Origin of the sequence: Vreelandella subglaciescola (assembly GCF_900142895.1) — a bacterium.
GTDB classification, from domain to species: domain Bacteria; phylum Pseudomonadota; class Gammaproteobacteria; order Pseudomonadales; family Halomonadaceae; genus Vreelandella; species Vreelandella subglaciescola.
This window is the reverse complement of sequence record NZ_LT670847.1, coordinates 631,040-647,646: the sequence shown is the minus strand read 5'-3', so window position 1 is coordinate 647,646 and position 16,607 is coordinate 631,040. Positions and strand designations below refer to the sequence as shown.

Genomic DNA, 16,607 nt, shown 5'->3' with positions numbered 1-16,607 from the left:
CGTGACACAACCTACGCCACAACGTGTTTTGATTATGGCCGGCGGCACCGGCGGCCATGTCATCCCCGCGCTGTCGCTGGCCCGGGCGCTGGAGGCGCGTGGCGTCGCGGTCGAATGGCTGGGCAGCCCGCGAGGCATCGAAAACCGGCTGGTGCCCGAGGCAGGATTTCCCCTGCACCAGATCCGCATCAGCGGGCTGCGCGGTAACGGCCTGGCCGGCTGGCTGAAAGCGCCGCTCAACCTGACGCGGGCGGTAGGGCAGGCGCGCGGAATTCTGCGCCGCTTCAGGCCGCAGGTGGTGGTCGGGCTGGGCGGCTTTGCCAGCGGGCCGGGCGGGCTTGCCGCTTGGCTGAGCGGCGTGCCGCTGGTCATTCACGAACAAAACGCCGTGGCGGGGCTCACCAACCGTGTGCTGTCGCGGCTGGCAAAACACACTTACGCCGCGTTTCCCCAGGCCTTTGGCCAGCGGGCAACGGTGATTGGTAATCCCGTGCGGGCGGATATCGCGGCGCTGGGCGATACGCCGCGCCGCGCTGACGAAATGCAACAACGCCGGTTGCGGTTGCTGATTGTTGGCGGCTCGCTGGGTGCGGTGGCGCTGAACGAGCGGCTGGCGCCTGCGCTTGCCGGGCTGGATGAAGCACTACGTCCCGACGTCTGGCATCAGGCGGGCCGAGAGCGAGATGAGGCTACTCGCGTGCTTTATCACCGCGAGGGCGTTGATGCCCGTGTGAGCGCGTTCATTGACGACATGGCCGAAGCCTACGACTGGGCCGACCTTGTCGTCTGTCGCGCCGGCGCGCTGACCGTGGCCGAACTGGCCGCGGCGGCCAAACCGGCGCTGTTTGTACCGTTTCCTCACGCGGTTGACGATCACCAGCGGCTCAACGCTCAGGTGCTTGTCGAGGCCGACGCGGCGCGCTGCATGATTCAGGACGCGCTGACCCAGACAAACCTGGTGCAGGCGCTGAATGAGCTTTTATCTGCCGATGTGCTGGCCGCTATGGCCTCGCAGGCGCGTCAGGCAGCGCATCTGGATGCTACCGAGCAGTTAATGCAAGGCTGTCTGGCCCTTGCTCAGAAGGAGAATGTGCGTGACTGATTTGACGACCAATGCCGTAGCGCCAGGCACCGGCGGACGGCTTAAAGGCCCCGGCATGCGGCGCATTCGGCGCCTGCATTTTATCGGGATCGGCGGTGCCGGCATGTGCGGCATTGCCGAAGTGCTGGCGAATCAGGGCTATTGCGTCAGCGGCAGCGATGCCAAGGCATCGCCGGTGGTCGAACGCTTGCGCCAGTGTGGCGTAACGGTGGCGTTGGGGCATGCGCGTGAAAACGTCGAAGGCGCTGACGTGGTGGTGGTATCAAGCGCGATTGATGACACCAACCCGGAAATCCGCTGGGCCAATGACAACCGCGTGCCGGTGGTGCGCCGCGCCGAAATGCTCGCCGAGCTGATGCGCTTTCGCCACGGTATTGCGGTGGCGGGCACCCACGGCAAAACCACCACCACCAGCCTGACGGCAACGCTGCTGGCGGAAGGCGGGCTGGACCCCACCTTTGTCATCGGTGGCAAGCTGACCAGCGCCGGCACCAATGCGCGTTTGGGTGAAGGCGACTACCTGGTTGCCGAGGCCGATGAGTCCGACGCGTCGTTTTTGCACCTGCAGCCGCTGGTCTCGATCGTGACCAATATCGACGCCGATCACATGGCCACTTACGGCAATGACTTCGAGCGGTTGAAAAGCACCTTTATCGAGTTTTTGCATAACCTGCCGTTTTACGGTCTGGCCGTGCTATGCATCGACGATGCCCACGTGCGCGAGCTGTGTCCGCAGGTAAAACGCCAGTTTGTCACCTACGGCTTTGACCACGACGCCGACTATCGCATCGTGGACTTTGCCCAGCAGGGCGGTGAGGTGCGCTTTACCGCGCTGCGCCCGGAAAGAGAGCCGCTGGACATTTGCCTGGCCATGCCGGGGCGCCACAATGCGCTGAACGCCATGGCGGCGATTGTGGTGGCAAGCGATGCCGGCGTCAGCGACGCGGCGATTGTGCGCGGCCTGTCGGGTTTTGCCGGTGTGGGGCGGCGTTTTCAGATACACGGCGAGTTTTTGTTATCGCGGGGAGTGGCACCGAATGACGCTGCGCCGGTCATGCTGGTGGACGACTACGGCCACCATCCGCGCGAGGTAGACATGGTGATTCAGGCGGTGCGCGCCGGCTGGCCCGAGCGGCGGCTGGTGATGCTGTATCAGCCGCACCGCTATACCCGCACTCGCGACCTGTACGAAGATTTCGTACGTGTGCTGTCCCAGGTCGATACGCTGCTGCTGCTTGACGTCTACAGCGCCGGCGAACCCGTGATTCCCGGCGCTGAAGGCCGCACCCTTGCCGGCTCTATCCGCCAGCGTGGCGATGTCGACCCGCTGTTTGTCGAACACAAGCAGGAGCTGCCGGGGCTTTTGGCCAATGTGCTGCGCCCCGGCGATATTCTGATTACCCAGGGTGCCGGAGATATCGGCGGTATTTCGCTGAGCCTGGCGAATGCCGAACTGGATCTGGACGAGGTGACACTGTGAGCCAAAACGCAACGACTCACGCTGCCGAGCACGACGTCGTGGTGGTGTATGGCGGCACGTCCGCCGAGCGCGAGGTTTCGCTGAAAAGCGGCGCGGCGATACTCGCCGCCCTCCAGCGTAGCGGCGTGCGTGCTGTGGGCTACGATCCTTACGACCGTGGCCTGAGCGGGCTTGAGCAGCTGGCGCCCGCCACGGTGTTTATCGCACTGCACGGCCGTGGCGGAGAAGACGGCTCGCTGCAGGGTGCGCTTGAGCTGTTGGACATTCCCTATACCGGCAGTGGGGTGCTGGCCTCGGCGCTGGGGATGGATAAACAGCGTACCAAACAGGTGTGGCAGGCGCTGGGACTGCCCACGCCCGAATGCATCATGCTTGACGCTGAATCTGACTGGCACGCCGTGGCTGAAACGCTCGGGTTGCCGCTGATCGTCAAGCCGGTGCATGAAGGCTCGACGCTGGGGATCAGCATCGTTGACAGTGTCGCCGAGCTGGCGGCGGCCTATCAGGAAGCCGCGCGCTTTGATGCTCGGGTCATGGCGGAGCGCTTTATCCAGGGCGACGAGTACACCGTCGCGCTTCTGGGCGAGCGTGTGCTGCCGGCGATTCGCGTCGAGGTGCCGGGTGGCTTTTACGACTATAACGCTAAATATTTGACCAATACCACGCAGTACCATCTGCCCTGCGGGCTGAGTGATGCCGATGAAGCCGAGCTCGCCACGCTGTGCCAGGAGGCTTTTCGGGCCGTTGGCGGTGCCGGTTGGGGCCGGGTAGATGTGATGCGTGACGCCCAGGGGCGCTTTTGGCTGATTGAGGTCAACACGGTACCGGGCATGACCGATCATAGTCTGGTGCCTCAGGCAGCGGCGCATACCGGCATGGATTTTGATCAACTGGTCATGGAAATTCTGGCAACGGCGGGGCATACGGATCGCAATGCAGAAGCCTAATGCCTGGTTCGGTTTGCTGCTGTTGGTGCTGTTGCTCGGCGCCGGCGGCCGGGCGCTGTGGCTATGGCTGGATACGCCTGTGGAGCGGGTGTCAGTGCGCGGTGAGTGGGATTACGCAAGCGCTGACTACCTGCGCGACCAGTTGGCACCGCTGGTGCGCAATGCTCACTGGCTGTCGGTGGATCTCGAGGCACTGCGCCAGTCGGCACTGGATATCGGCTGGCTCAGGGAAGTGCGTATTTCACGGCAGTGGCCCGATGCCCTGACGTTCGAGCTGGTCGAACAAACGCCGGTAGCACGCTGGAATGATGATCAACTACTGAACGCCGACGGTGCGCCGTTTACCTTTGCGCCGATAGAACCTCCCTCGGGTCTGCCGGATCTGGCGGGCCCGGATAACAGCAGTCAGGAAGTCTGGGCCTATTATCAGACGCTTGGTGAGCGCTTTGACACGCTCGGATTGGGGCTCGATCAGCTGCGCCTCGAGCCGCGTGGTGCCTGGCGGCTGCAGATCAACGATGGCGCCTGGGTCATGCTTGGCCGCCGTCAACATCAGGCACGTTTGAAGCGGCTGGTCGCCTCATGGCAGCGCGAACTTGGCGAGTATGCCGAGGCCATTCGCTACATTGACCTGCGCTATCCCAACGGCGTCGCGGTAGCCTGGCACGGCAAATCTCCTCAGGCAGATAATGCGCCGTAACTCATCGGTTACGTTTTTGTTACAAGGGGCGTTAAGGTAAGTGTTCACAAACGGTGCAAATGCCTGTTCTGGGGTTTAAATTCTCTATACTCCCCAGTATTGTACGTTTGACGGTCGTGATACGGTTTGTATTCCTATACTATAACGTTCGTAATGCCTGCCACTGGGTGCGGCGCAGAGTTTGTATACACGACTTGATAGCGCGATGTGTATAGCGTCGAACGTGTGTAGTACGAGTGAAATACGCCGCTAACGTGTCGTATGTGGTTAACGTAGCGTCAGCAAGTGGCATGTATATAGAGCGGTATGAGAGAGCGGCGCGTAATGCTCAGGCCGACGGTGCCCGAGGTTAGCGCGGCGTTCCATTTCACGTATTCAAGGTTATTCAAGGAGATTTCCCGACTCATGGCAGGCTCACCTAACGTATCCAATATGGTGGTCGGGCTGGACATCGGAACGTCCAAGGTCGTCGCAATTGTCGGCCAGCCCACCGACGACGGTGGCATTGAGATCGCCGGGATAGGCTCCCACCCCTCGCGCGGCATGAAGCGCGGCGTCGTGATCAATATTGAATCAACCGTGCAATCTATTCAGCGCGCCGTTGAGGAAGCTGAATTAATGGCCGGCTGTGATATACACTCCGTCTATGTTGGCATTGCAGGCAGTCACATCAGCTCCATGAACTCCGACGGCGTCGTGGCTATCAAAGAGCGCGAAGTGACCACCTCGGACATTGATCGGGTGATCGACTCGGCTCGGGCGCGGGCCATTTCCGAAGGGCAGCGCGTGCTGCACGTGCTGCCTCAGGAGTTTTCCATCGATACGCAGGGCGGTATTCGCGAGCCGCTGGGAATGTCCGGCGTGCGGCTGGAGGCGCAGGTGCATCTGGTAACAGCGGCGGCCAACGCCGTGCAAAACATCGAGAAGTGCGTGCGCCGCTGCGGCCTTGACGTGGACGCCATTATTCTTGAGCAACTTGCGTCCAGCATGGCCGTGCTGACCGAGGACGAGCGCGAACTTGGCGTGTGTATGGTAGATATCGGTGGCGGGACGACCGATATGGCGATCTTTACCGAAGGTGCCATTCGCCATACCGCGGTTATCCCTATCGCCGGTGATCAGGTTACCAACGATATCGCCATGGCGCTGCGTACACCGACTCAGCATGCGGAAGAAATCAAGGTCAAATACGCCTGTGCGCTGACCGAACTTGCTGCCAATGATGAGATGATCAAGGTGCCAAGCGTAGGCGATCGGCCGTCACGGGATCTTTCGCGCCAGGCGCTTGCCGAAGTGGTTGAGCCGCGCTACGAAGAGCTTTTTACGCTGGTAAAAGAAGAGCTTCGCCGCAGCGGTTATCAGGATATGGTGGCCGCCGGGATCGTGCTGACAGGCGGGACGGCACGCATGGAAGGCGCAAGTGAGCTTGCCGAGGAAATCTTCCATATGCCCGTACGTATTGCCTGTCCGCAAAACGTCAAGGGGCTTGCCGACGTTGTGCGTAATCCCATTTATGCCACGGGTGTCGGCTTATTGCACTACGCTTTGCAGGAAGTGCATCACGGGCACAGTCGCGAGGCACATGCCGGCGTTATTTCTACCCCGGCAGGGCGCGGTGATAGCTCCCGGCGCGATGCCCGGAACGATCAGACGACGCTGACAAAACTCAAGGGCTGGTTCAAAAGAAATTTCTGACAGGGTCGCAAGCGCGGCTCAGGAGACGGGGCTTATGTTCGAACTGGTAGATAACGCACCCTCGAGCAGTGCGGTCATTAAAGTAGTAGGCGTTGGCGGCGGTGGTGGTAATGCCGTCAATCATATGGTCGAAAGCAGCATCGAAGGCGTCGAGTTTATCTGCGCCAACACCGATGCTCAGGCGCTCAAGCGCGTATCCGCCAAGACGGTATTGCAGCTGGGCAGCGAAATTACCAAAGGGCTGGGTGCCGGTGCCAACCCGGAAGTGGGGCGCCAGGCCGCGATGGAAGACCGCGAGCGTATCGCCGAGCTGCTCGACGGTGCCGATATGGTCTTTATTACCGCCGGCATGGGCGGCGGTACGGGTACCGGCGGTGCGCCGGTGGTGGCGCAGGTGGCCAAGGAACTGGGTATCCTGACCGTTGCCGTGGTCACGCGGCCTTTCCCGTTTGAAGGTCCCAAGCGTGCGCGCGCTGCCGAAGAAGGCATGAAAGAGCTTTCCGAACACGTTGACTCCCTGATTACCATTCCCAACGAAAAGCTTTTGTCGGTATTGGGCAAGAGCGCCACGTTGTTGACCGCGTTCAGCGCGGCCAACGATGTTCTGCTGGGCGCGGTGCAGGGTATTGCCGAGCTGATTACCAGCCCCGGTATTATCAACGTCGACTTTGCCGATGTGCGCACGGTCATGTCGGAAATGGGCATGGCCATGATGGGTACCGGTGGGGCCACGGGAGAAAACCGCGCCCGGGAAGCGGCAGAAAAAGCCATCCGCAGCCCGCTGCTGGAAGACATCGACCTGCACGGCGCGCGGGGTATTCTGGTCAATATTACCGCTGGCCCGGACCTGTCTATCGGCGAGTTCAACGACGTGGGTGCCACAGTGCAGGAGTTCGCCTCTCAGGAAGCCACTATCGTGGTGGGAACTTCAATCGACATGGAAATGTCGGACGAGCTGCGTGTGACCGTTGTCGCCGCCGGACTCGATGGCAGTCAGGCCAAAGCTCCGGCACGCGAGCCCGCGCGCCGTACGGCTCATGCCGACGCCGGCTCTGACTACCGTAAGCTGCAGCAGCCCACGGTGATGCGCCAGCAGCAGGCCGCTGCGCGCGCCGAGGCGTCGGAACCCGCGAAGCCGCGTCCTGAAAAACGTCGCGCTACCGAAGCAGACGACTATCTGGACATCCCCGCGTTTTTGCGCCGCCAAGCCGATTAACGTTTATCTTTTCGGTCACGCAGCGGGAAAGTAGCCGACCGGTTGCCGCTGCGTGACTGACGCGCACATTGCACATGTTTTGTCGTGGACAGCCCTAAAGGTTAAGAAATTATTAGCCGATGGGTATGTGTGCTGCTAAAATAAACACTGTTCGATAATTGTAGCTGATAACCGTGGCCGATAAGCGTGTCAAAAGCGGCGCTGAGACGAGTTGCTGTCCAGGTTGACTGACGGCAGTGCTCGAGTTCATAGCCGCCGTAATCCCCGTTTCTACGATTATCACCACCTACTTATCACTACCAGAGTAAAAACTGCACCCCATGATCAAACAACGCACACTACAAAACGTGATCCGTGCTACCGGAGTGGGGCTGCACTCTGGGCGAAAAGTCCATATGGCGCTGCGTCCGGCACCGGCCAACACGGGCATCGTCTTTGTGCGGACTGATCTGCAGCCGGCGGTGGAAGTGCCCGCGCGGGCTAGCCTGGTGGAGGATACGGTGCTGTGCACGGCGCTTTCCCAGCATGGCGTCAAGGTCGCCACCGTTGAGCACCTGATGTCGGCGCTTGCCGGGCTGGGCATTGATAATGCCTACGTTGACTTGAGCGCGGCGGAAGTGCCGATCATGGATGGCAGTGCCAGCCCGTTCGTGTTCTTGATCCAGTCCGCCGGGATCTGTGAGCAGAATGCGCCGAAGAAATTTATCCGCATCAAGCGTCAGCTCGCCGTCAGCGACGGCGATAAGCAGGCCGTTTTCCTGCCGCACAACGGCTTCAAGGTGTCATTTTCCATTGATTTTGATCACCCGGTGTTCGAGCAACAGAAGCAGACCGCGCTGATTGATTTTTCGACCACGTCCTTTGTCAAAGACGTGTCTCGTGCGCGCACCTTCGGTTTTATGCGTGATATTGAACGCCTGCGTGCCAATAATCTGGCGCTGGGCGGCAGCCTGGATAACGCCGTTGTGGTGGATGACTATCGCATCGTCAATGAGGGTGGGCTGCGCTACGACGATGAGTTCGTCAAGCACAAGGTGCTGGATGCCATCGGCGATTTGTATCAGCTGGGACACAGCCTGATTGGCGAGTTTCGCGGAGTTAAATCGGGGCACGCGCTCAATAACCAGCTGTGCCGCGAGCTTTTGGCCCAGCCGGACGCTTACGAGATCGTCACGTTCGAGGAAGAAGCGGCCGTCGCGCCCATTTCCTATGCGGCGCCGGCCATGGCATAAACAGTCTGCTCCCAGCGTACTGGCTAATAAAAAGCACTGCTCCTGAAAAGGGCAGTGCTTTTTTGTTGTCTGGATTTATCATGACTTGGTCGCGTGGGAGGCAAGGCGTTCCAGAGCGTTTTTCAATTTGGGGTCGTCGGTGTCTTCAGCGCACTGAGTCAGCGCCTTGCCGGCCGCCTCGGGCAGTGTCTGGCAGTAGCGCAGCGGCGCTTTTGCCGGACGCACCGGGCGTACTTTGAGGCGCAAGCCGGTCACGCCCTCAAAGCCCGGCAGCTGGTGAAGCAGGCTCAGCAGGCGCGTCTGCTCAAAGCGTAGCCAGGTCAGAAACACGGCGCGGTTGCAGATCAGCGTTAGCTTGCCTTCGCTGAAGCCGCCGACAAAAACGTGCTCGCGCATGTCCTCGGGCAGGCTTTCGCGCAGGTGGGTCTGCGCCTTTTCAATCAGGCGCGATTGGCGCATGAGCCGACCGACCTCGCCGCGCGGGTTCAACAGCTGGCCAATGGGCTGTGCGCGAGAACGCTTAACCTTTATACTCATACGCTTAACTCCTCAGCGCCGCTGGCGTTGGTTTCAGGAAGACGACTGATTTGCAACGCAACCACTGATGGCAGCTGACTAAATCCTAGCACGCCAAGGAGCGCGACCCTAGCATGCCCGCCACGCCAATGCCCATAGCGACGCCACCGCGGCCTCATCGCCGCGGCCGAGCGGCGCGTTGGTGGCTGGCAGGGCTTTTGGTCAGCTGCCTGCTTCCGGTCAGCCTGCACACCCCCGAGGCGGTACGCAGCCTCAGCCGCTGTGTCTACGCAGCCGTATGGGCGCCTGCCATTTTGCGCGCCAAGGCGCGTCGATTGGCGCGCCGCCTGCCTGTGTTGCACCACGCAGGCAAGCGTTGCCGCTATGCACGTACCCGCCCACACCCGCGCCGCGCCAGGCTGTCAAGATTCGTTGCCGCACTTGACGTCGTATCGCGCCGGGGGCCGCCTTGCATGCCCACACACGCCTTATTGAGCAGCGGTCAACCCGAGTGTCGACGTTATTCGACGGGATGATCGCGCATTTGCCTGTTTTTATCAGGTGGCGCCTTGATGCGCCTCTTGCAGCCAGTTGGAAAGTCCATGATCAATAACGTATTGCGCAAAGTTGTCGGCTCCAAAAACGATCGCGAAGTCAAACGCATGCGAAAAAGCGTGCAGCATATCAGCGCGCTTGAACCTGAATTCGAAGGCCTGGACGACGCCGGGCTACAGGGCAAAACGGTCGAGCTGCGCTCGCGCCTCGAGAACGGTGAGCCGCTTGATAGCCTTCTGCCCAGCGCGTTTGCCGTGGTGCGTGAGGCAAGTAAGCGGGTCATGGGAATGCGTCATTTCGACGTCCAGATGGTCGGCGGCATGACGCTTAACGGCGGGCGTATCGCCGAGATGAAAACCGGCGAAGGTAAAACGCTGGTGGCAACCCTTGCCGTTTACCTCAACGCGCTGCCGGCCAAAGGCGTGCACGTAGTCACGGTCAACGACTATCTGGCGCGCCGTGATGCCGACTGGATGCGCCCGCTGTATGAGTTTCTCGGGCTGACGGTGGGCGTGATTTTCTCTGGCCAGTCCAATGAAGAAAAGCGCTACGCCTACGGCTGCGACATTACCTACGGCACCAACAACGAGTTCGGCTTTGATTATCTTCGCGATAACATGGCCTTCTCGCTGGAAGACAAGGTGCAGCGCCCGCTGCACTACGCCATTGTCGATGAAGTTGACTCGATCCTTATTGACGAGGCGCGCACGCCGCTGATTATCTCCGGCGCCGTGGATGAAAACACCGAGCTTTACGGCATCGTCGATCGTCTGGCCACACACCTGGAGCAGGGTGAAGAACCGGAAGACGAAAATGCCATGCCCACCGGGGATTTTCTGCTCGACGAGAAGCAAAAGCAGGTAGAGCTGACCGAGCAGGGGCATAACCGGGTAGAAGAAGTGATGCGTGCCGAGGAACTGCTGGGCGAAGATGCCTCGCTTTACGCCGCGCAAAACCTCAATTTGCTGCAGCACATGCATTCGGCGCTGCGCGCCCGCCATCTTTACCACCGTGATGTGGACTACATCATCGTTGAAGATCAGGTGGTTATCGTCGATGAGCATACCGGGCGCTCGATGCCCGGCCGGCGCTGGTCGGAAGGGCTGCACCAGGCCGTTGAGGCCAAGGAAGGCGTGACCGTGCAGCGCGAAAGCCAGACGCTGGCGTCCACTACCTTCCAGAACTACTTCCGCCTCTACGAGAAGCTGTCCGGCATGACCGGGACGGCCGACACCGAGGCGTTCGAGTTCCGTCAGATTTACGCGCTGGACGTTATCGTCATTCCCACCAACCGCCCCCAGGCGCGTAAGGATCAAAACGATCTGGTGTACCTGAGCGCGCAGGAAAAATACGAGGCGATCATCAAGGATGTGCAGGTACAGACCGAAGCCGGGCGTCCGGTGCTGGTGGGTACTGCCTCTATTGATACCTCCGAATACCTGGCGCAGCTGATGCGCGACGCCGACATGACGTTTAACGTGCTGAACGCCAAGCAGCACCAGAGCGAAGCGGAAATCATTGCTCAGGCGGGCCGCCCCGGCGCGGTCACCATTGCGACAAACATGGCCGGCCGCGGGACGGATATCGTGCTGGGCGGCAACTGGGAGGCCGAGGTCGCCAAACTGGACGACCCGTCAGATGCCGATATCGAAGCGCTGAAGGCTGAATGGAAAGCGCGCCATGACGCGGTGCTGGAGGCCGGCGGCCTGCATGTTGTGGGCTCGGAACGCCACGAATCCCGGCGTATCGACAACCAGCTGCGCGGCCGCTCCGGTCGTCAGGGCGACCCCGGCTCCACGCGCTTTTTCCTCTCGCTGGAAGACAGCCTGATGCGCCTGTTCGGCTCCGATCGCGTTCAACGCCTGATGCAGGCGCTGGGGCTTGAGCGCGGCGAAGCCATCGAGCACAAAATGGTGTCCAACGCCGTCGAACGGGCGCAGAAAAAAGTGGAAGGGCGCAACTTCGATATCCGTAAGCAGCTGCTGGAATACGACGACGTATCCAACGACCAGCGCCGCGTTATTTACGAGCAGCGCAACGATGTACTGTCGTCGGAGAACGTCTCCGATGCCGTGGTGGGCATTCGTGAAGAAGTCATGGACGAAGCCATCAGCAGCTTTGTGCCGCCGCAGAGCCTGGCCGAACAGTGGGATCTGGCCGGCCTTGAGGCTCATCTGAAAGCCGAGCTCAACCTTGAAGCACCGGTGGTTGCCTGGGCCGAAGAAGACCAGCGTCTGAGCGAAGAAAAGCTGCGTGAACGGCTGCAAACCATGCACCGTGAAGCCTATGCAGCGAAGGTCCAAGCCGCCGGTGAAACCCTGATCCAGCGGTTTGAAAAGCAGGTTATGCTGCAGGTGCTGGACACCCGCTGGAAAGAGCATCTGCAGTCGATGGATCACCTGCGTCGCGGCATTCACCTGCGCGGTTACGCTCAGAAAAACCCCAAGCAGGAATACAAGCGCGAGTCTTTCGAGCTGTTCCAGCATCTGCTGACCAACGTCAAGGCCGATGTCACGCGGATTTTAAGCCACGTACAGGTGCGCCAGCCGGAAGAAGTGGATGCGCTGGAACGTGAGCGCCGCGAAACGCTGGAACGCGAGCAGGCGACTGCCGCTAGCCGCCATGATGAACCGGGCGACAGTACGGATGAAGCCGGTGCTGAACAGTCGGAGGCAGCGACTCCCGGTGCTGATGGCCAGCCGGTACGTCGGGAAGGCCCGAAAGTCGGACGCAACGACCCGTGCATCTGCGGATCAGGTAAAAAATACAAGCAGTGCTGCGGCAAGCTGAGCTGAACGGCCCGCTTGTCCGAGACGAAAGCAGGCTGAGTCAACGAGCAGAGGAGACCGCTATGGCGGTGGGCAATATACCGTTTCCAACAATGCCGGCACTTGATGGCGTACGCCTGGGCACGACCATGGCCGGGATTAAACAGGCCGGACAGCGTGATCTGGTCGTGGTCGAGCTGCCCGAAACGGCCACCATGGCCGGCGTGTTTACCCGCAACGCGTTTTGTGCCGCCCCCGTGCAGGTGGCGAAAGAGCATCTGGCCGCGTGCCGTGAGCAGCAGCAGGCACCGCGCTACTGGCTGATCAATACCGGTAATGCCAACGCCGGCACCGGGGCACAAGGGCTTGAAGACGCCCGCGAAAGCTGCCGCACACTGGCCCACGCGGCGGGTGTGCCGGCGCATGCGGTGCTGCCGTTTTCCACCGGTGTGATCGGCGAGCCACTGCCCATGCAGGCATTGCTGGCCGGCATTGCCCCGGCGTTTAACGCCTGTGACAGCCAGAGTGTGGCCTGGGAGCAGGCGGCGGCGGGGATACTCACCACCGACACCTGCACCAAAGGTGCAAGCGTTGACGTGCCCGTGGGCGATCAGCGCATCACCATCAACGGTTTCGCCAAGGGCTCGGGCATGATCAGGCCGGATATGGCCACCATGCTGGGCTTTGTGGTGACCGACGCCGGGATTGAACAGGCGCTGTTGGAAAGGCTTCTGCGTGAAACGGTAGATCGCTCGTTCAACTGCATCACCGTGGATAGCGACACCTCGACCAACGATGCCTGCCTGCTGGCAGCGACTGGACGCGGGGCGCACGTCGTCAGCGAGGCGGATATCGACGCGTTTACCCGCGGGCTTGAGCAGGTGATGGTAGCGCTTGCTCAGGCCGTCATCCGCGACGGCGAAGGCGCGACCAAGTTTGTCACGCTTGAGGTGACGCGGGCGACAACGCGCCAGGAGGCGCTTGACGTGGCTTTTACCGTGGCCCATTCGCCGCTGGTCAAGACCGCGCTTTACGCCTCGGATGCCAACTGGGGGCGGATTCTTGCCGCCGTCGGACGCGCGCCGGTGGCCGGGTTTGACGTGGGTCGCGTGGTCATTGATCTTGACGAGGTGCGTCTGGTAGAAAGCGGTGGCCGTGCGCCGGGCTATACCGAGGAGGCCGGCAGCGCGGTGATGGCGCGTGAGGAAATCACCATTCGTATTGATTTGGGACGCGGCGACGCGGGGGGCACGGTATGGACCTCGGATCTGTCCCATGAGTACGTGTCCATCAACGCCGACTATCGCAGCTAGAGAGCGTCGGCCCGCGAGGGTCGCTCAGCAAAACAGTGGATAAAGACGTAATGAATGCAATAGTAAAACGACGGGTTCACGTTGCCGCCGCGGCAATCATCAGCGCTGACAAGAAACAGGTGCTGATCGCACGCCGGCCGTCCAGCTTCGATCAGGGCGGGCTCTGGGAGTTTCCCGGCGGCAAGCTGGCGCCCTACGAAACCGGCCTTGAGGGGCTCAAGCGTGAGCTGCACGAAGAGCTGGGCGTGGAGATAAGCTGTGCCCAGCCGCTGATTCGCGTGCATCACGAATATCCCGATAAGCGCATTCTGCTCGACGTATGGCAAGTGCACGAGTTCGCCGGTGAGCCGTTTGGCCGCGAAGGTCAGGCGGTGCGCTGGGTGCCGATGGAAGATCTCGCGAGCTATCCTTTCCCGGCCGCCAACCTGCCCATACTGCGTGCGGTTATGCTGCCCACCGAATATCTCATCACCGCCGAAGAAGACGACGAAGACGTCTTTATCGAGCGCCTGACTCGAGCGCTGGATAAAGACGGCGTACGGCTGGTGCAGCTGCGCGGCAAAACGCTTTCCGGCGAGGAATACGTGGCGCGCGCCAGGCAAGCGCTGGCGCTGTGCCGTGAATACGGTGCGCGGCTGTTGCTCAACGGTGAGCCGGCGCTTTTAGAGCAGGTCGATGCGGACGGTATTCATTTGACCAGCGAGCGGCTGATGCAGTTGGATCAGCGTCCGGTACCCATGGGCAAATGGCTGGGCGCCTCCACGCACAACGCCGAGCAGCTGGACAAGGCCGCGGCGCTGGATTGCGACTTGGTGACTCTCTCGCCGCTGGCGCCGACGCCGTCGCATCCTGACGCGATCCTGATGGGCTGGCATGATTTTCAGCAGCACGTGGAACACGCTGGCATGCCGGTATTTGCGCTGGGCGGCATGACGCGCTTTCATGCCAATCGCGCCCGCGCGGTCGGGGCGCAGGGCATTGCTTCGATTCGTGATTTCTGGCGCTAAGCCAACGCTTTCGCCTGCCGCGTGTCTACCACTGACCCGGGGCAGGCGTTTTGACGAACGCTGAGCTTTGCCTGAGCGCTTGCTGACAAGGAGCATGCCATGCTTGACCGTTTGCCTTTTCTGGTGGGGCTGCGCTACGTGCGCGCAAAACGCCGCAATCACTTTATTTCGTTTATTTCGCTGACCTCCATGCTGGGTCTGATGCTCGGCGTTGCCGTCTTGATTCTGGTGCTGTCGGTCATGAACGGGTTTGACCACGAACTGCGCACGCGCATTCTGGGCATGGTGCCGCATACCAAGATTGAAGCGGTTGACGGCCTCGAAGACTGGCAGGGACTGGCCGACAAACTGACCCAGCGCGAGCGGGTGATCGGTGCGGCGCCGTATGTGGAACAGCAGGGCATGTTTTCCGCCAGCGGACGCAATCAGGGCGGCCTGGTGACCGGCATCGAGCCCGAGTGGGAAGACAATGTCTCGATTCTTGGCGATCACATGCAGCGCGGCAGCCTTGACGATCTGCAGCCCGGTGAATGGAACGTCGTGCTGGGCTCGGCGCTGGCGCGCAATCTGGGTGTCGGCGTGGGCGATCGTGTGACCCTGCTGGTGCCCGAAGCCTCGATTACCCCTGCCGGCGTTTTCCCGCGCCTCAAGCGCTTTACCGTCAGCGGCATTTTCAGCGTGGGAGCCGAGCTTGATGCGCGGCTGGCCTACGCCAACATTGCCGATATGCAGACCCTTGCTCGCCTGGGCGATGAGGTCGGCGGCCTGCGCCTCGAGCTGGACGACCTGTTTGCGGCCAGCAGTGAAACCCAGGCCATCGTCAACGATCTGGGGGATGGCTATCGCGGCCGCGACTGGACCTTCACCCAGGGCAACCTGTTCCAGGCCATTCAGATGGAAAAGCGCATGATTGGCCTGTTGTTAACCGTGATCATCGCCGTGGCGGCGTTCAATATCGTGTCCACGCTGGTCATGGTGGTCACCGACAAGCGTGCCGATATCGCCATTCTGCGCACCATTGGTGCTACGCCACGCTCGATCATGGGGATCTTTATTGTTCAGGGGATGACCATCGGGGTGATCGGCATTGCCATCGGCGTTGCCGTCGGCGTGCTGCTGGCGCTAACCGTCTCGGATTTGATTGGCTGGGTGGAAAGCGTCTTCGGCATTCATTTTCTCGACGCCGGCGTCTACTTCATCAGCGAACTGCCTTCGCAGCTGCGCGGTAGCGATGTGATCAACATTGTGGCAGCGGCCTTTGGGCTGACATTTTTGTCGACGCTATACCCCGCCTGGCGTGCCGCCCGTGTGCAGCCGGCCGATGTGTTGCGCTATGAGTGAGGATACTGCCATGAACACGACGGAAACCGTAGACGTATCCGGGGCGCCGGTAATGCTTGACTGCCAGAACGTCACCCGCACGTACAGCGAAGGCCCCGAAGACCTGACCGTGCTGAATTCGCTCTCGCTGCAGGTGCGCGCCGGCGAGCGCGTGGCGATTGTGGGCAGCTCGGGCTCGGGGAAAACCACGCTGCTGAACCTTTTGGGCGGGCTGGATAGCCCGACCCAGGGGCGCATCGTGATTGCCGATGAGCCGCTCTCGGGGCTGGGTGAGGCGGCACTGGGCCGCTTTCGCAACCGCTATATCGGCTTTGTCTACCAGTTTCACCACCTGCTGGCCGAGTTTACCGCGCTGGAAAATGCCGCCTTGCCGCTGATTATTCGCGGTCAGCGCAAGCGCGATGCAGAGGCCCGTGCGCAGGCGCTGCTGGATCGCGTGGGCATGGCTGATCGCGCGCAGCATAAGCCTGGCGAGCTTTCCGGCGGGGAGCGTCAGCGCGTGGCGATTGCCCGGGCGCTGGTGACCGACCCGAGCCTTGTGCTGATGGACGAACCCACCGGCAACCTTGACCAGACCACCGCGGCCACCATTCTGGCGTTGATGGACGAATTGGCGCGTGAAAGCGCCTGTGCGTTTGTCATCGTCACGCATGATCCGGCGCTGGCCGCGCATCAGGATCGCGTGCTCAAGCTGGATGGCGGGCATCTGGTGACCAATCCTTAACGTTCCGCTGT

The 16,607-nt window shown here is 61.2% G+C and carries 13 protein-coding genes; 12 read left to right on the top strand and 1 reads right to left on the bottom strand.

What is annotated here, in order from left to right; genetic code table 11:
- Position 1: 1 nt before the first annotated feature.
- The 7 genes from murG to lpxC all read left to right on the top strand — a co-directional run bounded on the left by murG (position 2) and on the right by lpxC (position 8,372).
- Positions 2-1,102, top strand: a complete 1,101-nt coding sequence (gene murG / locus B5495_RS02945; protein WP_079551180.1) for an undecaprenyldiphospho-muramoylpentapeptide beta-N-acetylglucosaminyltransferase — start codon at positions 2-4, stop codon at positions 1,100-1,102.
- 55 nt (positions 1,103-1,157) lie between these two features.
- On the top strand, positions 1,158-2,582 hold the full coding sequence (murC, locus tag B5495_RS02940) for a UDP-N-acetylmuramate--L-alanine ligase (protein ID WP_231897261.1): 1,425 nt from the start codon (positions 1,158-1,160) through the stop codon (positions 2,580-2,582).
- Positions 2,579-3,529 carry a D-alanine--D-alanine ligase gene (locus B5495_RS02935; protein WP_079551176.1) on the top strand — a complete coding sequence of 317 codons (951 nt, stop codon included), beginning with the start codon at positions 2,579-2,581 and terminating at the stop codon, positions 3,527-3,529. Before murC ends, B5495_RS02935 begins: the two co-directional genes overlap by 4 nt.
- A complete protein-coding gene (locus B5495_RS02930) occupies positions 3,516-4,229 on the top strand; it encodes a cell division protein FtsQ/DivIB (protein WP_079551174.1) in 714 nt (237 codons plus the stop codon). The genes B5495_RS02935 and B5495_RS02930 overlap by 14 nt, the downstream gene beginning before the upstream one ends.
- A gap of 405 nt (positions 4,230-4,634) precedes the next feature.
- Positions 4,635-5,924: a cell division protein FtsA gene (ftsA, locus tag B5495_RS02925; protein WP_079551172.1), complete on the top strand. Its 1,290-nt coding sequence runs from the start codon at positions 4,635-4,637 to the stop codon at positions 5,922-5,924.
- 34 nt (positions 5,925-5,958) lie between these two features.
- On the top strand, positions 5,959-7,140 hold the full coding sequence (gene ftsZ / locus B5495_RS02920) for a cell division protein FtsZ (RefSeq protein WP_079551170.1): 1,182 nt from the start codon (positions 5,959-5,961) through the stop codon (positions 7,138-7,140).
- A 320-nt stretch (positions 7,141-7,460) separates the two neighbouring features.
- On the top strand, positions 7,461-8,372 hold the full coding sequence (gene lpxC / locus B5495_RS02915; RefSeq protein ID WP_079551168.1) for a UDP-3-O-acyl-N-acetylglucosamine deacetylase: 912 nt from the start codon (positions 7,461-7,463) through the stop codon (positions 8,370-8,372).
- Between the two features lie 78 nt (positions 8,373-8,450).
- Here lpxC and B5495_RS02910 read toward each other — a convergent pair whose 3' ends face one another.
- Positions 8,451-8,909 (bottom strand): DUF721 domain-containing protein, encoded by a 459-nt coding sequence (locus B5495_RS02910; RefSeq protein WP_079551166.1) that lies wholly within the window; start codon positions 8,907-8,909, stop codon positions 8,451-8,453.
- 581 nt (positions 8,910-9,490) lie between these two features.
- Here B5495_RS02910 and secA point away from each other — a divergent pair.
- The 5 genes from secA to B5495_RS02880 all read left to right on the top strand — a co-directional run bounded on the left by secA (position 9,491) and on the right by B5495_RS02880 (position 16,596).
- Complete coding sequence (gene secA, locus B5495_RS02900; protein ID WP_079551164.1) at positions 9,491-12,238, top strand: preprotein translocase subunit SecA; 2,748 nt, start codon at positions 9,491-9,493, stop codon at positions 12,236-12,238.
- 56 nt (positions 12,239-12,294) lie between these two features.
- Entirely contained in the window at positions 12,295-13,524 is a 1,230-nt protein-coding gene (gene argJ / locus B5495_RS02895) for a bifunctional glutamate N-acetyltransferase/amino-acid acetyltransferase ArgJ (RefSeq protein ID WP_079551162.1), read from the top strand.
- A 50-nt stretch (positions 13,525-13,574) separates the two neighbouring features.
- Positions 13,575-14,531 (top strand): Nudix family hydrolase, encoded by a 957-nt coding sequence (locus B5495_RS02890; protein WP_172824511.1) that lies wholly within the window; start codon positions 13,575-13,577, stop codon positions 14,529-14,531.
- Between the two features lie 99 nt (positions 14,532-14,630).
- Positions 14,631-15,872, top strand: coding sequence for a lipoprotein-releasing ABC transporter permease subunit (locus B5495_RS02885; protein WP_079551161.1), 1,242 nt, complete (start codon positions 14,631-14,633; stop codon positions 15,870-15,872).
- A gap of 10 nt (positions 15,873-15,882) precedes the next feature.
- The gene (locus tag B5495_RS02880; RefSeq protein WP_079551159.1) at positions 15,883-16,596 is read left to right on the top strand and encodes an ABC transporter ATP-binding protein; all 714 of its coding nucleotides are present in this window, start codon (positions 15,883-15,885) and stop codon (positions 16,594-16,596) included.
- Positions 16,597-16,607 lie beyond the last annotated feature (11 nt).

Excerpts from the sequence above, each read along its gene's own strand:
- murC (WP_231897261.1), top strand. The coding sequence starts at position 1,158 with ATGCGGCGCATTCGGCGCCTGCATTTTATCGGGATCGGCGGTGCCGGC.
- B5495_RS02930 (WP_079551174.1), top strand. The coding sequence starts at position 3,516 with ATGCAGAAGCCTAATGCCTGGTTCGGTTTGCTGCTGTTGGTGCTGTTG.
- ftsA (WP_079551172.1), top strand. The coding sequence starts at position 4,635 with ATGGCAGGCTCACCTAACGTATCCAATATGGTGGTCGGGCTGGACATC.
- ftsZ (WP_079551170.1), top strand. The coding sequence starts at position 5,959 with ATGTTCGAACTGGTAGATAACGCACCCTCGAGCAGTGCGGTCATTAAA.
- lpxC (WP_079551168.1), top strand. The coding sequence starts at position 7,461 with ATGATCAAACAACGCACACTACAAAACGTGATCCGTGCTACCGGAGTG.
- B5495_RS02910 (WP_079551166.1), bottom strand. The coding sequence starts at position 8,909 with ATGAGTATAAAGGTTAAGCGTTCTCGCGCACAGCCCATTGGCCAGCTG.
- secA (WP_079551164.1), top strand. The coding sequence starts at position 9,491 with ATGATCAATAACGTATTGCGCAAAGTTGTCGGCTCCAAAAACGATCGC.
- argJ (WP_079551162.1), top strand. The coding sequence starts at position 12,295 with ATGGCGGTGGGCAATATACCGTTTCCAACAATGCCGGCACTTGATGGC.
- B5495_RS02890 (WP_172824511.1), top strand. The coding sequence starts at position 13,575 with ATGAATGCAATAGTAAAACGACGGGTTCACGTTGCCGCCGCGGCAATC.
- B5495_RS02885 (WP_079551161.1), top strand. The coding sequence starts at position 14,631 with ATGCTTGACCGTTTGCCTTTTCTGGTGGGGCTGCGCTACGTGCGCGCA.
- B5495_RS02880 (WP_079551159.1), top strand. The coding sequence starts at position 15,883 with ATGAACACGACGGAAACCGTAGACGTATCCGGGGCGCCGGTAATGCTT.